The organism is Ornithinimicrobium panacihumi (genome assembly GCF_052073805.1).
In the GTDB taxonomy this organism is placed as follows: domain Bacteria; phylum Actinomycetota; class Actinomycetes; order Actinomycetales; family Dermatophilaceae; genus Ornithinicoccus; species Ornithinicoccus panacihumi.
This window is the reverse complement of sequence record NZ_JBQGWG010000012.1, coordinates 40,663-58,684: the sequence shown is the minus strand read 5'-3', so window position 1 is coordinate 58,684 and position 18,022 is coordinate 40,663. Positions and strand designations below refer to the sequence as shown.

Below are 18,022 nucleotides of genomic sequence, written 5' to 3'. Positions count from 1 at the left end.
CGGCGAGAGATACCTCATACCCCCGGGCGGTTATCCGTCGCCGCAGGGATGAGGGGAGGCTTCCCATCCTGGCGGCGGGCGCCCGTTCCCTGCCAAGGTGGGGTATGAGGTTGCTGTCCAGTCTGCGTCGCTATCCGGTGCTGCTGGCCGTCCTGGCGGTCGGCCTGGTCGGGGTGGTGCTGGAGGTGAGCGGCCAGGGGGAGGCCGCCAGGATCGTCGTCTCGGTCGCCGCGTTGACGATCGCGGCCATGCAGCTCAAAGGCATGGTCGACGATCTGCGGTCGGGCAGCTACGGGATCGACATCCTGGCCGTGACCGCGATCGGCTCGACCGTGGCGGTGGGGGAGCACTGGGCTGCACTCGTCGTCTGCCTCATGCTGACCGGTGGGGAGGCGCTCGAGGACTATGCCAGCGCCCGGGCGGGCCGCGAGCTGACGGCGCTGCTCAACCGGGCACCCACGCGGGCGCATCGCTACGGGCCAGGTGGGCAGCTCGAGGAGATCGACGTGGAGGAGGTGCGGCCGGGCGACCGCCTGGCCGTCCGGCCGCACGAGATCGTGCCGGTCGACGCGGTGCTCGAGTCTGCGGTCGGCACCTTCGACGAGAGCTCCCTGACCGGTGAGTCGATGCCCGTGGAGCGGGTGCAGGGCGAGGGCGTCATGTCGGGGGCGCTCAACGGCGCCGACGTCGTGGAGGTGACCGCGACCGCGGCGGCGGCCGACTCGCAGTACCAACGCATCGTCACCCTGGTCCGGGAGGCCCAGGAGTCCCGTGCGCCCTTCGTGCGCCTGGCCGACCGCGTGGCGGTGCCCTTCACCCTGCTGGCCTTCGCGATCGCTGGGGTGGCCTGGCTGGTCTCCGGGGACCCCATGCGCTTCGCCCAGGTCCTCGTCGTGGCGACGCCGTGCCCGCTGATCATCGCGGCACCCGTCGCCTTCATGGCCGGGATGTCCCGGGCCGCGCGCGGCGGGATGATCGTCAAGGACGCCGGCACCCTGGAGCAGCTGTCCAAGGTCCGCACCGTGGCCTTCGACAAGACCGGCACCCTCACCCACGGCCAGCCCGAGGTCGTCGGCGTGCACCCGGCCGCGGGGTACGACGAGGACACCGTGCTGGCGCTCGCGGCCGCCGTCGAGGACTGGTCGGCGCACCCGCTCGCCCGCGCCGTCGTCGAGGCCGGCCGGCAGCGCGGCCCGGTGCCGGTGGCGAGGTCGGCCAAGGAGGTCCCGGCGCACGGCGTGCAGGCCGTCGTGGACGACCGTGAGGTCCGGGTGGGCAAGGCGTCCTTCGTCGTGCCGGGGGTGCCGGCCGAGCTGGCCTCGCCCGCCGCGCCGGGACCCGACCGCGACGACCGGCTCTCCGGCCACACCTGGATCTACGTGTCGGTGGACCAGCGGCTGATCGGTGCGATCGACCTGGCCGACGCGATCCGCGAGGAGACGCCGCAGACCCTGTCCCGGCTGCACGACTTCGGGATCGCCAACGCGGTCATGCTCACCGGTGACGCCGAGGGGACCGCCCGCCGGGTGGCCGGCGAGATCGGCCTGGACGACGTCCGCGCCGGCCTGCTGCCGGAGGACAAGGTCAGGGCCGTGACCTCCTTCCCGGAGGGGCCGGTCCTCATGGTCGGTGACGGCGTCAACGACGCGCCCGTGCTGGCCGCCGCCGACGTCGGTGCCGCCATGGGGGCGCGGGGCTCGGCCGCCGCGGTCGAGTCGGCAGACGTCGTCGTCATGCTCGACGACCTCAGCCGGATCCCCCGGCTGCTCCTCCTCGGCCGCCACACGATGCGCATCGCCTGGCAGGCCATCGCGCTCGGCGTCGCCTTCTCGGTGGTGCTCATGCTCATCGGCGCCACCGGCGTGATGCCGGCCTTCGTGGGCGCGTGGATGCAGGAGCTCGTGGACCTGGCCTGCATCCTCTGGGCGCTCCTGGCGGCACGTCCCTCCCGGGCCGAGCGGGAGCTCGCCCCGGCCGGGCCCACGAGAGCGGCCACGCGGGGGATCCGCTCACCGTCCCCCTTGCCGAGGTGAGTCGCCGACCTCAGCCGCGTGGCCTCATACCCGGTCGAAGGTGAACCTCGTGCAGTCCTTCGGGAAGTCGACCCACGCCAGCACCCTGACCGGCGTGATGACCCGCAGACCGCCGCCGTCGGCCCCCGCCCAGGAGTCGGGCCCGGGCTCGTAGCCGTCGGCGGCATACTTGCGGAAGGCGTCCGCGAGCCTGGCGCCCAGCTCGTCCGGCTCGGCGCGCACGGCGTGGGACTTCCCAGCGGGGCACCGAGTGCGGTCGTCCGTCGGGGCGGACGCTGGCCAGCCAGTAGTGCTTGGCCGCGGTCAGCCGTTCCTCGACCTGCTCCCACCCCAGCTGCCCCTCGCTCGTCGCAGGCAGGCCGTAGCCCTCGGGCAGGGTCGGTCGTCCGGGCCGCGGGGTGCTCGACATGGTCCCGAGGGTAGCCCGCCGGTCTGACACGGCCGCCGCTGAAGATCCAGGCCCTGAGCGGTCAGTGAAGACGCCGGATCAGTCCTCGTCGGTGTGCTTCGCGCGCGAGACGATCTGCGGGTCGGGGTCGTGCACGACCGACTCGTCCTTGCCCTCGTAGTCGAACTGGTTGAGGAAGGCACGGATGGCGTTGACCCTGGCGCGCTTCTTGTCGTTGGACTTCACCACGATCCACGGGGCGTACTTCTTGTCCGTGTTGTCGAAGGTGGCCTGCTTGGCGTTGGTGTAGTCCTCCCAGCGGTCCAGGCTCTCCAGGTCCATTGGCGAGAGCTTCCACTGGCGCACCGGGTCGATCTGGCGCAGGGCGAACCGGGTCCGCTGCTCGTCCTGGGTGACGGAGAACCAGAACTTGGTGACCGTGGTGCCGCTCTCCACGAGCATCTGCTCGAAGCGCGGCGCCTGCTTCATGAAGGTGGTGTACTCCTCGTCGGTGCAGAAGCCCATGACGCGCTCGACGCCGGAGCGGTTGTACCAGCTGCGGTCGAAGAGCACCATCTCCCCGGCCGTGGGCAGATGGTTGACGTAGCGCTGGAAGTACCACTGCCCCTGCTCGGTCGAGGAGGGCTTGTTGAGCGCCACGACCCGGGCGGCACGCGGGTTGAGGTGCTCGGTGAAGCGCTTGATCGTCCCTCCCTTGCCGGCGGCGTCGCGGCCCTCGAAGACGATGACGTGCTTGGCGCCGACGTCCTGGGTCCAGTACTGGAACTTCAGGAGCTCGACCTGGAGCTTGTACTTCTCCTGCTCGTAGGTCTCGGGGTCCATGAGTTCGTCGTAGGGATAACCGTCCCGCCACGTCTCCACGGCCTTGCCGTCGGGGGCGATGAGGATGGGGTCCTCCTCGGTGGCATCGCGCACGGCGTAGCCCTCGACCCGCAGCTTGTCGATGTACTCGCGAAGATTCATCCGCTGGACCATGTCCCAGTCTTACCCTGCCCCGCCTCCGCGCGCTACGGCGGGGTCGAAACTGCCCTGGCGGTATGGGGTGCCCCGGGTCAGACTGGGCGTATGAGTGATCTGGCGATCAGTCCCAAGCTCGTCGTGTCCGGCGCCGACGCCGCCATCGACTTCTACCGCAGCGTCCTCGGTGCGGAACCGTTGCGGCGGTTCACGGTGGGGGACCAGGTGGTCTTCGCCGAGCTGCGGCTCGGCACCTCGACGCTGCAGGTCAAGGACGCCGACGAGCACGACCCAGCCCCTCCGGAAGGTGGTGGCGGAGTGGTCCTCGACCTGCTCTCGCCCGACCCTGACGCGGTGATGGCGCGGGCGCTGGATCACGGTGGGGAGGTCGTCTTCGAGGTCGCCGACCAGCCCTACGGTGCGCGGCAGGGGCGCTTCCGGGACCCGTTCGGCCACCAGTGGATCGTCGGCACCCCGATCACGATGGACGAGGCGCAGGTCCAGGCCCGGCTCGACGGGATGGTCGACGGGGCGTGACCGGGCAGTTCGACGCCTCGGGATCGGACGAGGTCGAGGTCCCGTTGGCCGGCGGCGACGTCACCGAGGGCGTGGTCCGGGTGGGCCGGACCGTCCGACGTCCGCTGGGCGTGCACTCGCCGCTGGTCCACCGGGTGCTGACGCACCTGGAGGAGGCCGGCTTCGAGGGTGCGCCACGGCTGCTGGGTGTCGACGACCGGGGCCGGGAGGTCCTGACCTTCGTCGAGGGGGAGGTCGCCGGGCGGCCCTGGCCGGCGTGGGTCGGGGAGGACGAGCGTGCGGTCTCGGTCGCCCGGCTGGTGCGTCGTGTGGATGACGCGCTCGAGCCTCTGGGTGTGCGGCACATGGACGTGACACCGGAGAACACGGTCTTCCGCGAGGGCCAGGCCTTCGCGCTCATCGACTTCGACCTGGTCCGGGAGGCGACCCGGCTCGAGCAGGTCGCCAATCTCCTGCTGTGGTGGGGCGCCTGGCTGCCGGAGGCCGACCGCGACCCGGTGCAGCGGCACCTCGACGCAGCGGCCCGAGGGCGTCTGCTCGTCGACGCCTACGGGCTCGACCGCTCCGGGCGCGAGCGGCTCCTGCAGGTCGCGATCGAGGGGGCCGACCGGACCTGGCACCGGATGAAGAGCCGGGCCGAGCAGGAAGGTGGTGGCTGGGCCCGCATGTGGCGTGAGGGCGCGGGCGACCAGATCCGGCGACGGGAGCGGTGGCTGCAGGCCCATCAGCGGGAGCTGACGGGCGCCCTGGTGCGGCGGTGAACCACCGATGGCGCAGAGGCGTGGTCGTCCACTCCGGCTGCCGGCCCCGCCCTGGCCACGCGGGAGTTGAACCCCTCGACGCGACCCCGTCACATCCCTCAGCCGGGAAGTGATCCGTCGTCCGGTTCTATCCGGACGATGGATCACCTTCCGGCTGACGGTCGAGCCGCCTGCGACGGTCCAGCCGCCTGCGACGGTCCAGCGGCCGGCTCAGGATCCAGCTGCCCGCCAGGGTCGAGCCGAGCCCTCAGCTCACCCAGACCCGGGCGTTGCGGAACATCCGCAGCCACGGGCTCGCCTCGTCCAGCGGTCCATCCGTCCACGACATCATCACGTTGCGCTGCACCCGCTCCGGGTGCGGCATCATCGCGGTGAACCGGCCGTCGGGGGTGGTCACCGCGGTCAAGCCTTCCGGGGATCCATTGGGGTTCAAGGGGTATGCGGTTGCCGTGCGGCCTGCGTTGTCCACATAGCGCATCGCCCGGTGGACGGTCGCCTCGTCGCCGCGCGCCGAGAAGTTGGCGAAGCCCTCGCCGTGCGCGACCGCGATCGGCATCCGTGACCCGGCCATCCCGGTCAAGAAGATCGACGGGGACTCCAGCACCTCGACCATGGAGAGGCGCGCCTCATACTGCTCGCTCCGGTTGCGGGTGAAGCGGGGCCAGGCGTCCGCGCCCGGGATGAGGTCGGCCAGCGCGGCGAACATCTGGCAGCCGTTGCAGATGCCCAGGCCGAAGGTGTCCTCGCGGTGGAAGAACGCCGAGAACGCGTCCTTGAGCCGCTCGTTGTAGAGCACCGACCGCGCCCAGCCCTCGCCCGCGCCCAGGGTGTCGCCGTAGGAGAAGCCGCCGCACGCCACGAGTCCCGCGACATCGGCCAGGTCGAAACGCCCGGCCTGCAGGTCGGTCATGTGCACGTCGTAGGTGTCGAATCCAGCGCGGTCGAAGGCGAAGGCCGTCTCCACGTGGCTGTTGACACCCTGCTCGCGCAGGATCGCGACCTTGGGCCGGGCGCCGAGGTTGAGATAGGGCGCCGCGACGTCCTCGGCGGGGTCGAAGCTCGGCCGCACCGACAGGCCGGGATCGCCCTCGGCCCCCACGCCCGCGTGCTCCTCGGCGGCGCACTCGGGGTTGTCACGCAGCGCGGCGATCCGCCAGGAGACCTCGTCCCAGGCCTGGGCCAGGCCGCGCAGCGGCTCGTCGATGGTGAACCGTCCGAGGTGACCGGCGGCGCGGATCCGCACCTGCCGCTCGGCGGTCGAGTGGCCGAGGACCGTCGTCAGCTCGCCCAGCCCGTACGCGGCGAGCACCTGCTCCGCCTCGGCCAGGCGGTCGCCAGGGACCTCCAGCACGACACCGAGCTCCTCGGCGAAGAGGGCGTCGAGGCCGCCGCCCGGCGGCACCGCGACGTCGAGCCCCACACCGCCGGCCATCGCCATCTCGACCAGCGTCGCCCACAGGCCGCCGTCGGAGCGGTCGTGGTATGCGGTGACGAGGCCCTTCTCACGCAGCTCGCCGAGCGCGGTGGCCAGGTGGATTAGGCGCTCGGGCTCGTCGAGGTCCGGGACCCGACCGCCGAACTCGCCCAGGACCTGCGCGACCATCGAGCCGCCGAGCCGGTTGCGACCGGCGCCGAGGTCGACGAGGACCAGGCCTGAGCCGGCGTGCAGCTGCGGCGTGAGCGTGCCGCGCACGTCCGGGAGAGAGGCGAAGGCGGAGACGACGAGGGACACCGGCGAGGTGACCTGCTTCTGCTGACCGTCCTCATCGGTCCACCGGGTCCGCATCGACAGCGAGTCCTTGCCGACCGGCACCGAGATGCCGAGGGTGGGGCAGAGCTCCATCCCGACCGCGTGCACGGTGTCGTAGAGCGCCGCGTCCTCGCCGGGCTCGCCGCAGGCCGCCATCCAGTTGCAGGAGAGCTTGACGCCGGAGAGGGGCGAGCCAGCCCCGTCGGCCGTCCCCTCCAGCGGCACGACCGGCGCCGCGAGCAGGTTGGTCAGCGCCTCGCCGACCGCCATCCGACCGGAGGCGGGGCCGTCCACGGAGGCGAGGGGAGTCCGCTCCCCGCTGGCCATCGCCTGGCCGGCCAGGCCGGTGTAGTCCGACAGCGTCACCGCCACGTCCGCGACCGGCACCTGCCACGGTCCGACCAGCTGGTCGCGGTGGGTCAGGCCACCCACCGTGCGGTCGCCGATCGTGATGAGGAAGCGCTTGGAGGCGACGCTGGGGTGGCGGAGCACGGCATACGCCGCGTCCCGGATGGCGTCGAGGTCGGGCAGGCGTGCACCGAGGTCGATCTCCTCGGTGGACCGCTCGACCCGCTGCACGTCACGGGTCATCTTCGGCGGCTTGCCCAGCAGCACCTCCATCGGCATGTCGACGGGGTGGCCCTTGGCCGGCGCAGCCTCCTCGCGGGAGTCCGCGACCACGAGCTGCCCGTCCGCCCGCGCGGTCCCGACGACCGAGAAGGGGCAGCGCTCGCGCTCGCACAGCGCGGCGAAGGCCTCCAGCGACTCGGGAGCGATCGCCAGGACGTAGCGCTCCTGGCTCTCGTTGCTCCAGGCCTCCTTGGGGGCCAGCCCGGACTCCTCCAGCGGCACGTCGGCCAGGTCGAAGCGGGCACCCAGCCCGGCGTCGTCGACCAGCTCGGGGAAGGCGTTGGACAGCCCACCCGCACCGACGTCGTGGATGGCCAGGATCGGGTTGTCCGACCCCATCGACCAGCAGTGGTTGATGACCTCCTGCGCGCGGCGCTGCATCTCGGGGTTGCCGCGCTGCACCGAGTCGAAGTCGAGCTCGGCCGCGTTGGCGCCGCTGGCCATCGAGCTGGCCGCGCCGCCGCCCATGCCGATCCGCATGCCCGGCCCGCCGAGCTGGATGAGCAGCGAGCCGTCGCCGAAGGCGATCTTCTCGGTCTGGTCGGCACTGATCGCCCCCAGCCCGCCGGCGCTCATGATCGGCTTGTGGTAGCCGCGGCGCACCCCGTCGACGGTCTGCTCGTAGACGCGGAAGAAGCCGCCGAGCCCGGGCCGACCGAACTCGTTGTTGAAGGCCGCCGCCCCGATCGGTCCTTCGACCATGATGTCCAGCGGTGTCGCGACGTGCTCGGGGGCGCCGTAGTCCTCGGCCTCCCACGGCTCGTTGGTCCCCGGCAGTCGCAGGTTGGACACGACGAAGCCGGTGAGCCCGGCCTTGGGCGCGCTGCCCCGGCCGGTCGCGCCCTCGTCACGGATCTCACCGCCGGCGCCGGTGGCGGCGCCGGGGAAGGGGGAGATCGCGGTCGGGTGGTTGTGCGTCTCGACCTTCATCAGGACGTGCACCTGGTCCTCGCGCTCGACATACCTCGTGGGTATGGAGCGTCCACCCGCCTCGGGTGCATGGTCGGGCGCGGCCTCGGGCAGCCAGCGGGTGATCGTCCCACCCTCCATCACCGAGGCGTTGTCCTTGTAGGCGACCACGGTGCCGGCGGGGGAGCAGGCCTCGGTGTGGCGGATCATCCCGAAGAGGCTGCGCTCCTGGGGCTGGCCGTCGATGACGAAGTCGGCGTTGAAGATCTTGTGCCGGCAGTGCTCGGAATTGGCCTGGGCGAACATCGTCAGCTCGACGTCGGTGGGGTTGCGGCCCAGCCCGGTGAAGGCCTCGACGAGGTAGTCGACCTCGTCCTCGGACAGCGCCAGGCCCCACGCGGCGTTGGCCGCATCGAGCGCCGACCGGCCGGTGCCGAGGACGTCGACGTGCTCCATGGGGGCCGCGTCGCGCTCGGCGAAGAGGGCGCGGGCGTGGTCGCGGTCGGCCAGCACGGTCTCGGTCATCCGGTCGTGCAGGACGTCGGCGCAGGCGTCCCACTCCTCCTCGGTGAGGCCGCCGTGGTCGTCGAGGGTCAGGTGATACTCGGTGACCCGCTCCACGCGCTGCACGTCGATGCCGCAGTTGTGCACGATGTCGGTCGCCTTGCTGGCCCAGGGGGAGATGGTGCCGAGGCGGGGGGCGACGATGATGACGGCCTCGTCAGGCCGGCCAGCGTCGTCCTCGCTGTTCGTCTCCTGCTGGTCGGCGTGCACCCACGGCTCGCCGTAGGTGAGGATCGAGTCGAGGGCGTCACGGGTCGCCGGGGCCGGCTCGGTCTCGGTCGCGACCCAGTGGACGAACCGCGCGCTCACGCCGCTGACCTGGGGCGCGACGGCCTGCAGGCGCCGCAGCAGGGCGGCGGCCCGGAAGTCGGAGAGGGCGGAGCCGCCGGGGACGATCGTCAGCTCGTGGTGCGGAAGGGCCATGGCGGTGGTGCTCCTGGTCGGTGGCGCGGAGGAGGTCAGGGGAGGGAGAAGGGCTGGCCGGTGAGGGTCTCGTAGGCCTCGACGTAGCGGGCCCGGGTCAGCTCGACGACGTCGGCGGGCAGCGCGGGGGGAGGCGTGTCGGAGGCCTTGTCCCACCCGCTGGCCGGGGAGGTCAGCCAGTCGCGCAGCACCTGCTTGTCGTAGGAGGTCTGGGTGCGCCCCGGGGCCCACTCCGAGGCCCGCCAGAAGCGGGACGAGTCAGGCGTCAGAACCTCGTCGGCCAGCACGACCTCGACCTGGGCGGGATCCACGGCGGCCCAGCCGATCTCGTCGTTCATCGCGGCCTCGGGGGTGGTGCCCAGCGCGGCGGCGAGCTGACCGGGGTCGACCCCGAACTCGACCTTGGTGTCGGCGATGAGGATGCCGCGGTCGGCGGCGATCTCGTTGCCGCGCTGCAGGATCGCCACCGTCAGGTCGCGAAGCTGCTCGGCCAGCCGGGGGCCGACGAGCTCGACGACCTGCTCGAAGCTGATGGGCTGGTCGTGCTCGCCGGCCGGGGCCTTGGTGCTCGGGGTGAAGACGGGCTCGGGCAGGCGGGAGCCGTCGACCAGGCCGTCCGGGAGCCGGACCCCGGAGACGGTGCCGGAGGCCTCATACTCCTTCAGCCCCCCGCCGGTGAGGAAGGCCCGGGCGACGCACTCGACCGGCAGCATCCGCAACCGCCGCACGTAGACACCGCGTCCGGCGACCACCGCCGGGACGTCGGTGGAGATGACGTGGTGCGGCGCGAGGTCGGCGAGCTGGTCGAACCACCACAGCGACAGCTGGGTCAGCACCGCGCCCTTGTCCGGGATCGGGGTATCCAGGATGTGGTCGTAGGCGCTGACCCGATCGCTGGCGACCAGCAGCAGGCGTGAGTCGTCGCGCTCGCCCGTGGTCGGATCGAGCGGCGCGTAGAGGCCGCGGACCTTGCCGGAGTAGAGGAGCTCGTGCCCGGGGATCTGCTGGGTCATCTCAGGCCTCCTGGCTCGGGACGCGGATGTCGCCCTGCTCGGCCGCCCGCGCGATGTCGCCGCGGAAGTGCGAGCCCTCGAGCTGTATGCGGTGCACGGCGCCGTAGGCGCGTGCTCGGGCCTGGGCGAGGTCGGTGCCCAGGCTCACCACCGACAGGACGCGCCCGCCCGCGCTGACGAGCTCGCCGGCGTCGGTGACCCGGGTGCCGGCGTGCAGGACGTGGACGCCCTCGTGCGACTCGGCGTTCTCGATGCCGGTGAGGGGGCCGCCGGTCTGCGGCGCCGCCGGGTAGCCGGGGGCGGCCAGGACGACGGTGACGCTGTGCTCGTCGGACCACTCCAGGGGCGGCAGCTGCGCGAGACGTCCCTCGGCGGCGGCCAGGAGGACCCCGGCCAGCGGGGTCCGCAGGCGGGCGAGGACGGACTGGGTCTCGGGGTCGCCGAAGCGGGCGTTGAACTCGATCACCCGCGGTCCCTTGGAGGTCAGGGCGAGGCCGACGTAGAGCACGCCGACGAAGGGCGTGCCCCGCCGGGCCATCTCGTCGATCGTCGGCTGGGCCACGGAGGCCACGACCTCCTCGACGAGCCCGGGGACCTGCTCGTCCACCCACGTCAGGGGCGAGTAGGCGCCCATGCCGCCGGTGTTGGGACCGGTGTCGCGGTCTCCGACGCGCTTGAAGTCCTGCGCGGGCGCGAGCGGGAGGACCGTGGCGCCGTCGGAGAGGCAGAAGAGCGAGACCTCGGGGCCGTCCAGGTAGTCCTCGACGACGACGCGGCCGCCCTCCTTGGCGCAGCACGCCGCGGCGTGGGCGCAGGCGGTGGCGTGATCGTCGGTGACGACGACCCCCTTGCCGGCGGCCAGGCCGTCCTCCTTGACCACGTACGGGGCGCCCGTCGCCGCGAGCGCTGCCTCGACCTCTGCGCTCGTGCTGCACACGTGGGCCGCGGCTGTGGGCACGCCTGCGGCGGCCATGACCTCCTTGGCGAAGGCCTTGCTGCCCTCGAGTCTGGCGGCGGCGGCGGTCGGGCCGAAGCACGGGATCCCGGCCTCGGCCAGGGCGTCGGCGACACCGGCGACGAGGGGGGCCTCGGGCCGACCACGACCAGGTCGACGCCCTGGGCGTTGGCCAGCTCGGTGACGGCCTGCGCGTCGCACGGGTCGCCGGCGACGAGCTCGGCGTGCGCGGCGATGCCGGGGTTGCCGGGGAGGGCCAGGAGGTTCGTGACAGCGGGGTCGGCGGCCAGGGAGCGGGCCAACGCGTGCTCGCGCGCGCCGGAGCCGAGGAGGAGGACCTTCACGACGGTCGAGCCTACCGAGTGTCGACACGGGGGTGCGGCCGAGGTGCAGACATAAGTGTGGCCCTCCTGGGAGGCAGGGGGGTATCTCCCAGGAGGGCCACGTCACAGGGCAGGGTCTGCTGGACTGATGGGGGGCATTTGCCCAGCGACTCGCACAATCCCTGCGCCCGACCGAAGCCGGTAGTAGAAGATTCTCACATCCGCCCTGCCGTGTCACGTCGAGCGCTGACGGAATGGTGCCAATGGCGGAGATCCGTCATGATGTGCCGCATGGGGATCCAGGATGGCGTCCGGCGCGGCCGGCACGAGCTCCGGGGAGAGGCCTACGAGGAGTTCATCGGCAGCGCCTATCTCACCGCGGTCCGCCTCGGCGTGCCGACGAGGGAAGGCCTGCGCGGGGCCGGGCTGAGCGACGACGAGGTCGACGTGTCGATGGGGGAGCTCACGGCGCGCGGGCTGCTCGTGCACACCACCGATCCCGACGTCTGGGAGGTGCTCCCGCCCCGTGAGGCGATGACCCGCCAGGCCGAGGTCGTCGAGCGCCGGATCGCCCTGAGCCGGGCCACGGCGGCCGAAGTCGAGACCCTGTGGCGACGGGCCGTGGGCGAGCGGATCCCCGTCTCCAACCAGAACTTCGAGGCCCTCGTCGGCCTGGAGACGGTCGCCGAGCGCATCCTGTCGGTGCACCGGGCATCGTCCACGCGTCTCTGGGTGGCGCTCGACCCGTCACCGGCGGTCCGGATGTTCCTCGAGGCCGCGCTCGAGGACGAGAGCCTGCTGCCGCTGCGCCCGGGGGTGGAGGCGCGCATGATGTTCGACACCGCACTGCTGGAGCAGCCGGCGGGCATGGCCCATCTCGAACGGTGCGACCGCGCAGGACATCCCGTCCGGGTCGGCAACGGCATCCCCTTCACCACCGTCCTCGTCGACTCGCGGGCCGGACTGATCGACCTGAGCACCTTCGACCCGACGGGACAGGGTTCGGCCGAGCTGCGCGGCCCTGGGCCGCTCGGGGCGCTGGAGAAGCTGCTCGACGAGATCTGGCAGCTGTCCACGCCCTACGGTCCGACGGTCGAGGCCGCACGCCGAGAGGAGGGGCAGAAGGCTCCGCTCGACACGCGAGACCTGCGGATCCTGCACCTGCTCAGCGCCGGGGCGAGCGACCAGCTCATCGCCCGACAGCTGGGTGTGTCGGTCCGGACGGTGGAGCGGCGCATCCGCTACCTGACCGAGCACCTCGGGGCCGCCACGCGTTTCCAGGCCGGCGTGCAGGCGGTCCGCCGCGGCTGGGTCTGAGCGGCCGGGCGGTAGAGTGGACGCTTTGCCGAGGGCCTTCGGAGCGCCGGGGAGCCCCATCCAGCAGAGAGGACGGCAGTGACGGCCACGACGAAGGATGTCGTCGCCGCGGAGATCGCGGCCGAGCAGGCGCACGTCGACCGGGTCTACGGTGAGCTGGCCAAGGCCGCGGAGCGGATCGAGCTGGTCCACGCGGAGGGGATGGCTCGGGGGCAGACCGACCGGCAGGGCACCGGCGACCCCCGTGAGGAGGAGCTGGCCCTCCTCTTCGAGCGCGACGCCCTGGTCTTCAGCGCCACCAAACGCCGCGCAACCCTCCAGCAGCAGCACGAGGGCCTCGTCTTCGGCCGCCTCGATCTCGAGCACGATGTGCCCGACCCGGACGGCGGCACCCGGGAGGTCCGTTATGTCGGCCGCCTGGGCGTGCGGGACGACGACTACGAGCCGCTGGTCGTGGACTGGCGCGCCCCGGCCGCCGCGCCCTTCTACCGCGCGACCCCGGTCGACCCGCAGGGCGTGATCCGTCGCCGCGTGCTCCGCTGCAAGGGCGAGACGGTCGTCGGCGTCGAGGACGACCTCATGGTCACCGACCCGCCCGAGGACGTGGTCGTGGTCGGCGACGGCGCCCTCATGGCCGCCCTGACCCGCAGCCGCGGGGCGCAGATGCGCGACATCGTGGCGACCATCCAGCAGCACCAGGACCAGGCCATCCGCGCACCCGCCCGCGGCGTCACCGAGATCACCGGTGGCCCGGGCACGGGCAAGACCGTGGTGGCCCTGCACCGGGCGGCCTACCTGCTCTACTCGGACCGCCGCCGCTTCGAGAGCGGAGGCGTGCTGGTGGTGGGACCGTCCGCCGCCTACACCGCATACATCGAGCGTGTCCTGCCCTCCCTCGGTGAGGACAGCGTCGTCCTGCGCTCCATCGGCGACGTGGTCGCCGGCATGACCGGCACCCGCCTGGACCCGCCGGAGACCGCCACGGTCAAGGGCTCGCTGCGCATCCGCCAGCTGCTCGCGCGCCTCTCGCGCCTGGCGATCCCGGATGCGCCCGAGCTGCTGCGGCTCTTCGTCATGGGGCACGCGGTCCGGCTGGAGCGGCGCCACCTCGACCGGGCCCGGGCGCAGGTGCTGCGGCACCACCACCGCAACACCGCCTACGACGCGGCCGTGCAGGCGCTGGCCCAGATCGCCTGGGAGCAGGTGCAGGCGCCCTCGGGGGAGAAGGACGAGTTCCTCGACCGTTTCGCCGACTCCGGGGACGTCGAGATCTTCATGCGCGAGTGGTGGCGTCCCCTCGACCCGCGCGAGATGCTGCTGTGGCTGGCCGACGAGGAGCTCGTCCGCTCCCTCGGCGTCGTGGACCGGAAGGAGGCCGAGCTGCTCGCCCGGTCCTACCAGGAGGCGCTGCGGACCGGGCAGTGGTCGGTGGCCGACGCGGCGCTGGTCGACGACCTCCACGCCCGGATCGGGGCGATGGTGGACCTGCCCAGCGAGGAGCGGGGCTTCTACGAGATCGAGGAGCTGGACGACGCCTCGCAGTATGGCGTCGCCGCCCTCAAGGTCGGTCCCCGCGAGCCGGTCACGCCCACGGACGACGAGGACGCCCCGGTCCGGGGTGTCGACCCGTCGGCCTCCGAGCGGATCTCCGCCGACCCCATGACGCGGCTCCTGTCAGGACGGATCGGCTCGGCGGAGGAGTACGCCCACGTCCTCGTGGACGAGGCGCAGGATCTCTCGCCCATGCAGTGGCGGATGCTCGAGCGTCGTGGGCGCTGGGCGTCGTGGACGGTCGTGGGTGACCTCGCCCAGGCCTCGTGGTCCGACCTGGAGGAGGCGGACAAGGCCCGTGAGGAGGCCTTCGGCAGCACGGTGCGCCGCAGCTTCCACATGGACACCAACTACCGCAACGCGCGCGAGATCTTCGACCGGGCGGCCGAGATGATCCGCGAGCACGTGCCCGACGCCGACATCCCCCGGGCCGTCCGGGAGACCGGCAACGAGCCCGTCGACACCACGGTCCCGGCCGCCGAGACGCGGGCCGAGGTGGAGTCGGCCGTCCAGACCCTCCTAGAGCAGGTCGAGGGCCAGGTCGCCGTCATCGCTCCCGCCGGCTGGCACGACGAGCTGCGCGGGGTCTGCGGGCTGGACGACCGGGTCCTGGTCATCGACCCGCTGTCCACCAAGGGCCTGGAGTACGACGCGACCGTCGTCGTCGACCCCGACCGCATCGTGGGCGAGACCTCCGGCGGTGTCCGCACGCTCTACGTCGCGCTCACCCGCGCCGCGCACCGCCTCACCGTCATCCGCCCCACCCCCTGACCGCACCCGAGGCAGCCTGGGGACGGAGCGTCACCACTGTCGGCCCTGGCCGTTAGGGTCTGAGAGGTGAGCACCGCACTCTACCGTCGTTACCGGCCCGAGTCCTTCGCCGACGTCATCGGCCAGGAGCACGTGACCGAGCCGCTGATGCAGGCCCTGCGCTCGGGGCGGGTCAACCACGCCTATCTCTTCTCCGGACCGCGCGGCTGCGGCAAGACCACCAGCGCCCGCATCCTGGCGCGCTGCCTCAACTGCGAGCAGGGGCCGACCCCGGATCCGTGCGGCACCTGCGACTCCTGCGTGGCGCTGGCCCGCGACGGCGCCGGCACCGTCGACGTCATCGAGATCGACGCGGCGAGCCACGGTGGCGTCGACGACGCCCGCGACCTGCGCGAGCGGGCGGCGTTCGGTCCGGCCCAGGCGCGCTACAAGGTCTACATCATCGACGAGGCGCACATGGTGACGCCCAACGGCTTCAACGCCCTACTCAAGGTCGTCGAGGAGCCGCCGCCCCACGTGAAGTTCATCTTCGCCACCACCGAGCCCGAGAAGGTCCTGGCGACCATCCGCTCGCGCACCCATCACTATCCCTTCCACCTCGTCCCGCCCCAGCGTCTGACCACCTACCTGGAGCAGGTCTGCGAGCAGGAGGGCGTCCAGCTCGAGCCCGGCGTGCTCTCGTTCGTCACCCGCGCGGGCGGGGGGTCGGTGCGTGACTCGCTCTCCGTGCTGGACCAGCTCATCTCGGGCTCCGGGGAGGAGGGCCTGACCTACGAGCGCACGGCCGCTCTCCTCGGCTTCACCGACGTGGAGCTGCTCGATGCCGTCGTCGACGCGGTCGCCGCCGGCGACGCCGCCACCTGCTTCCAGCAGATCGACAAGGTGATGGAGTCCGGTCACGACCCGCGTCGCTTCGTCGAGGACCTGCTCGAGCGTTATCGCGACCTCATCGTGCTCGCCGCGGTGGGCGACGCCGCCGCCGGAGGTCTGCTCCCCGGTCTGCCGGAGGACCAGATCCAGCGGATGCGTCACCAGGCGACGGTGCAGGGTCCCGAGACCCTCTCCCACCTGGCCGATGTCGTCAGTCACGGGCTGTCAGAGATGGCCGGCGCGGTCTCCTTCCGCCTCATCCTGGAGCTCCTGGTGGCCCGCATGCTCCTCCCGGGTCCCTCCGGAGAAGCGGGGTATGGGGCTCGCCTCGACCGCATCGAACGTCGCCTCTCCGCCTCGGCCGGGGGCGTCGCGCCGCCGGCCGCCACGCCGCCGTCCGCCGCGCAGCAGCCTGCATCCGCGCAGGCTGCGCCCGTGCGCCAGCCCGATCCTGCCCAGCAGTCCGCGTCGACGGAGCAGCATCCGTCAGCGGCACCTGCCTCAGCGTCCCAGCCTGAGGCCCCGACCCAGGCCGCGGCCGCACCCGGGCCCGGACCCGACGCCCAGGACGAGGCGGCTGCGGCCCCCGGCACGCTGGACACCGCAGCCCTGCGCCGGCTGTGGGGCGACGTCCTCCAGCGGGTGAAGTCCATCAACCAGCGTTCCTGGAGCGGGCTGCAGCCGGTGACCGTCCTCGACTACGACGGCGAGCGGCTCCTGCTCGGCATGCCCGATGAGAAGTGGATGAACTTCTTCATGGGCGGCCCCTACGCCGAGGCTCTGCGCCAGGCGTTGATCGAGGAGATCGCGCTGGAGACGCGGATCGAGGCGACCGTCGCGGGTGACCCCGGCCCCGGTCGACCGGCGCCGTCCGGCCCTCCGCAGTCCGGCCCTCCGCAGTCCAGCCCCGTGTCCAGCAGCGCCCAGCAGTCCACCTCCTCGCAGGCCAGCGCCCCGCAGGCCAGCGTCGCGCCGGACAGCGCCCCAGCCGCTCCGACCCGCGATCCCGACGCACCTCCGGTCGGTCGGCTCCGCACCCGGGCGGGTCAGCAGCAGCCGGACCACGAGCAACCTGACCAGCCCCCTGCCGGACGGCTGCGGACCCGACGGCCCGAAGCCTCGACCGCTGACGAGCAGGGCACCGCCCCCAACTCCATCGGTTCCCCAGGACCTGACCCGGCCGTCCCGGGCGGCGGCGTGGCAGGTCCTTCCATGGCCGAGCAGCTCGGGGCCGGAGGCGCACCAGGTGCCGCGGCCGGGCCCGACTGGGCCGAGCAGTCCCGGCGGACCTCCGCCCCTGACTGGCTGTCCGGCGACGCCGAGCCCACGCAGGCGGCGCCTGCCCGCCCCGTGAGCTCCTCCGCCCCCTCGTCAGAGACCCCGGCCGCCGCCCCGGCCCCCTTCCCGACCCGACCCGTGGCGACGCGGTCCAAGGGCGGCGACGAGCCCAGCGACGACGACGAAGACCTGGCCTCCTCCGGCGCGGTGGGGCAGTCGGTGATCGAGAACGTCCTGGGCGGTACGGTCATCGAGATCAACGACGAACCCGTGGCCTGAGAGGCTCGCCCGTGCTCTACGAGATGCTCCACCCGGTGGTGACCCCGCTGGCGACCGCCATCTGGCGGCCCGAGGTGGTCGGCGCCCACAACGTCCCCATGGACGGCCCGGTCATCCTGGCCTCGAACCACCGCTCGTTCGTGGACAGCGTGGTCATCCCGCTGACCTCGCCGAGGCAGGTGGCCTTCCTGGCCAAGGCCGAATACTTCACCGGCTCCGGGGTCAAGGGCTGGATCAGCCGCGAGTGGTTCACCGGCGTCGGCTCCATCCCCGTCAACCGTGACGATCCCCGCGCGGCGCAGCAGTCCCTGGACCTGGCGCTGGAGCACCTGCGCAAGGGTGGCGCGTTCGGCATCTACCCGGAGGGCACACGCTCCCGCGACGGGCGCCTCTACCGGGGGCGGACGGGCGTGGCCTGGCTCGCGCTCGAGGCCGGCTGCCCGATCGTTCCCGTCGGCCTGCAGGGCACCCAGGACATCCAGCCGGTCGGCGCACGCTTCCCCAGACGGGCCAAGGTCCGGGTGGAGTTCGGCACCCCCATCGAGGTGGCCGGCCGCTTCGACGGCGTCCCGCAGGGCAAGGCCCGTCGACAGCTGACCGACGAGGTGATGGCCGCGATCCTGCCGATGACCGGTCAGGAGTGGGCGGGGGAGTACAACCAGCGCCAGCCCGACACCGCCGCCTGATTCAGC

The 18,022-nt window shown here is 72.5% G+C and carries 11 protein-coding genes and 1 pseudogene; 7 read left to right on the top strand and 5 right to left on the bottom strand.

The genetic code is table 11. From position 1 onward, the window contains the following. Positions 1-104: 104 nt before the first annotated feature. The gene (locus ACTMMA_RS12025; protein ID WP_441190375.1) at positions 105-2,033 is read left to right on the top strand and encodes a heavy metal translocating P-type ATPase; all 1,929 of its coding nucleotides are present in this window, start codon (positions 105-107) and stop codon (positions 2,031-2,033) included. A 24-nt stretch (positions 2,034-2,057) separates the two neighbouring features. Here ACTMMA_RS12025 and ACTMMA_RS12020 read toward each other — a convergent pair whose 3' ends face one another. Further along, positions 2,058-2,255 (bottom strand): hypothetical protein, encoded by a 198-nt coding sequence (locus ACTMMA_RS12020; RefSeq protein ID WP_441190374.1) that lies wholly within the window; start codon positions 2,253-2,255, stop codon positions 2,058-2,060. 265 nt (positions 2,256-2,520) lie between these two features. Beyond that, positions 2,521-3,417: a polyphosphate kinase 2 gene (ppk2, locus tag ACTMMA_RS12015; RefSeq protein WP_441190373.1), complete on the bottom strand. Its 897-nt coding sequence runs from the start codon at positions 3,415-3,417 to the stop codon at positions 2,521-2,523. Between the two features lie 90 nt (positions 3,418-3,507). Between ppk2 and ACTMMA_RS12010 the strand changes: the two genes are divergently transcribed. After that, positions 3,508-3,936, top strand: coding sequence for a VOC family protein (locus ACTMMA_RS12010; protein WP_441190372.1), 429 nt, complete (start codon positions 3,508-3,510; stop codon positions 3,934-3,936). Then, positions 3,933-4,697: a BUD32 family EKC/KEOPS complex subunit gene (locus tag ACTMMA_RS12005; RefSeq protein ID WP_441190371.1), complete on the top strand. Its 765-nt coding sequence runs from the start codon at positions 3,933-3,935 to the stop codon at positions 4,695-4,697. The genes ACTMMA_RS12010 and ACTMMA_RS12005 overlap by 4 nt, the downstream gene beginning before the upstream one ends. Positions 4,698-4,944: 247 nt before the next feature. Here the strand turns inward: ACTMMA_RS12005 and purL are convergent, their stop codons facing one another. The 3 genes and pseudogenes from purL to purD form a co-directional block, all read right to left on the bottom strand. Further along, the gene (gene purL, locus ACTMMA_RS12000) at positions 4,945-8,973 is read right to left on the bottom strand and encodes a phosphoribosylformylglycinamidine synthase (RefSeq protein WP_441190370.1); all 4,029 of its coding nucleotides are present in this window, start codon (positions 8,971-8,973) and stop codon (positions 4,945-4,947) included. Positions 8,974-9,008: 35 nt separating this feature from the next. Further along, positions 9,009-9,986: a phosphoribosylaminoimidazolesuccinocarboxamide synthase gene (locus ACTMMA_RS11995; protein ID WP_441190369.1), complete on the bottom strand. Its 978-nt coding sequence runs from the start codon at positions 9,984-9,986 to the stop codon at positions 9,009-9,011. A 1-nt stretch (position 9,987) separates the two neighbouring features. Then, positions 9,988-11,285, bottom strand: a pseudogene (gene purD, locus ACTMMA_RS11990) (phosphoribosylamine--glycine ligase). Between the two features lie 270 nt (positions 11,286-11,555). On the opposite strand from purD, the gene ACTMMA_RS11985 reads away from it, so the two are divergent. From ACTMMA_RS11985 to ACTMMA_RS11970, 4 genes are all read left to right on the top strand, one after another. Further along, the gene (locus ACTMMA_RS11985) at positions 11,556-12,581 is read left to right on the top strand and encodes a helix-turn-helix transcriptional regulator (protein WP_441190368.1); all 1,026 of its coding nucleotides are present in this window, start codon (positions 11,556-11,558) and stop codon (positions 12,579-12,581) included. A 78-nt stretch (positions 12,582-12,659) separates the two neighbouring features. After that, positions 12,660-14,903: a HelD family protein gene (locus ACTMMA_RS11980; protein ID WP_441190367.1), complete on the top strand. Its 2,244-nt coding sequence runs from the start codon at positions 12,660-12,662 to the stop codon at positions 14,901-14,903. 66 nt (positions 14,904-14,969) lie between these two features. After that, positions 14,970-17,330 carry a DNA polymerase III subunit gamma and tau gene (locus ACTMMA_RS11975; RefSeq protein WP_441190366.1) on the top strand — a complete coding sequence of 787 codons (2,361 nt, stop codon included), beginning with the start codon at positions 14,970-14,972 and terminating at the stop codon, positions 17,328-17,330. A gap of 11 nt (positions 17,331-17,341) precedes the next feature. Next, complete coding sequence (locus ACTMMA_RS11970; RefSeq protein ID WP_441190365.1) at positions 17,342-18,016, top strand: lysophospholipid acyltransferase family protein; 675 nt, start codon at positions 17,342-17,344, stop codon at positions 18,014-18,016. Positions 18,017-18,022: the final 6 nt, after the last annotated feature.

What these genes read in the sequence shown, in the direction of transcription:
- ppk2 (WP_441190373.1), bottom strand. Translation starts at nt 3,417, where the DNA reads ATGGTCCAGCGGATGAATCTTCGCGAGTACATCGACAAGCTGCGGGTC.
- purL (WP_441190370.1), bottom strand. Translation starts at nt 8,973, where the DNA reads ATGGCCCTTCCGCACCACGAGCTGACGATCGTCCCCGGCGGCTCCGCC.
- ACTMMA_RS11985 (WP_441190368.1), top strand. Translation starts at nt 11,556, where the DNA reads ATGGGGATCCAGGATGGCGTCCGGCGCGGCCGGCACGAGCTCCGGGGA.
- ACTMMA_RS12025 (WP_441190375.1), top strand. Translation starts at nt 105, where the DNA reads ATGAGGTTGCTGTCCAGTCTGCGTCGCTATCCGGTGCTGCTGGCCGTC.
- ACTMMA_RS11995 (WP_441190369.1), bottom strand. Translation starts at nt 9,986, where the DNA reads ATGACCCAGCAGATCCCCGGGCACGAGCTCCTCTACTCCGGCAAGGTC.
- ACTMMA_RS12010 (WP_441190372.1), top strand. Translation starts at nt 3,508, where the DNA reads ATGAGTGATCTGGCGATCAGTCCCAAGCTCGTCGTGTCCGGCGCCGAC.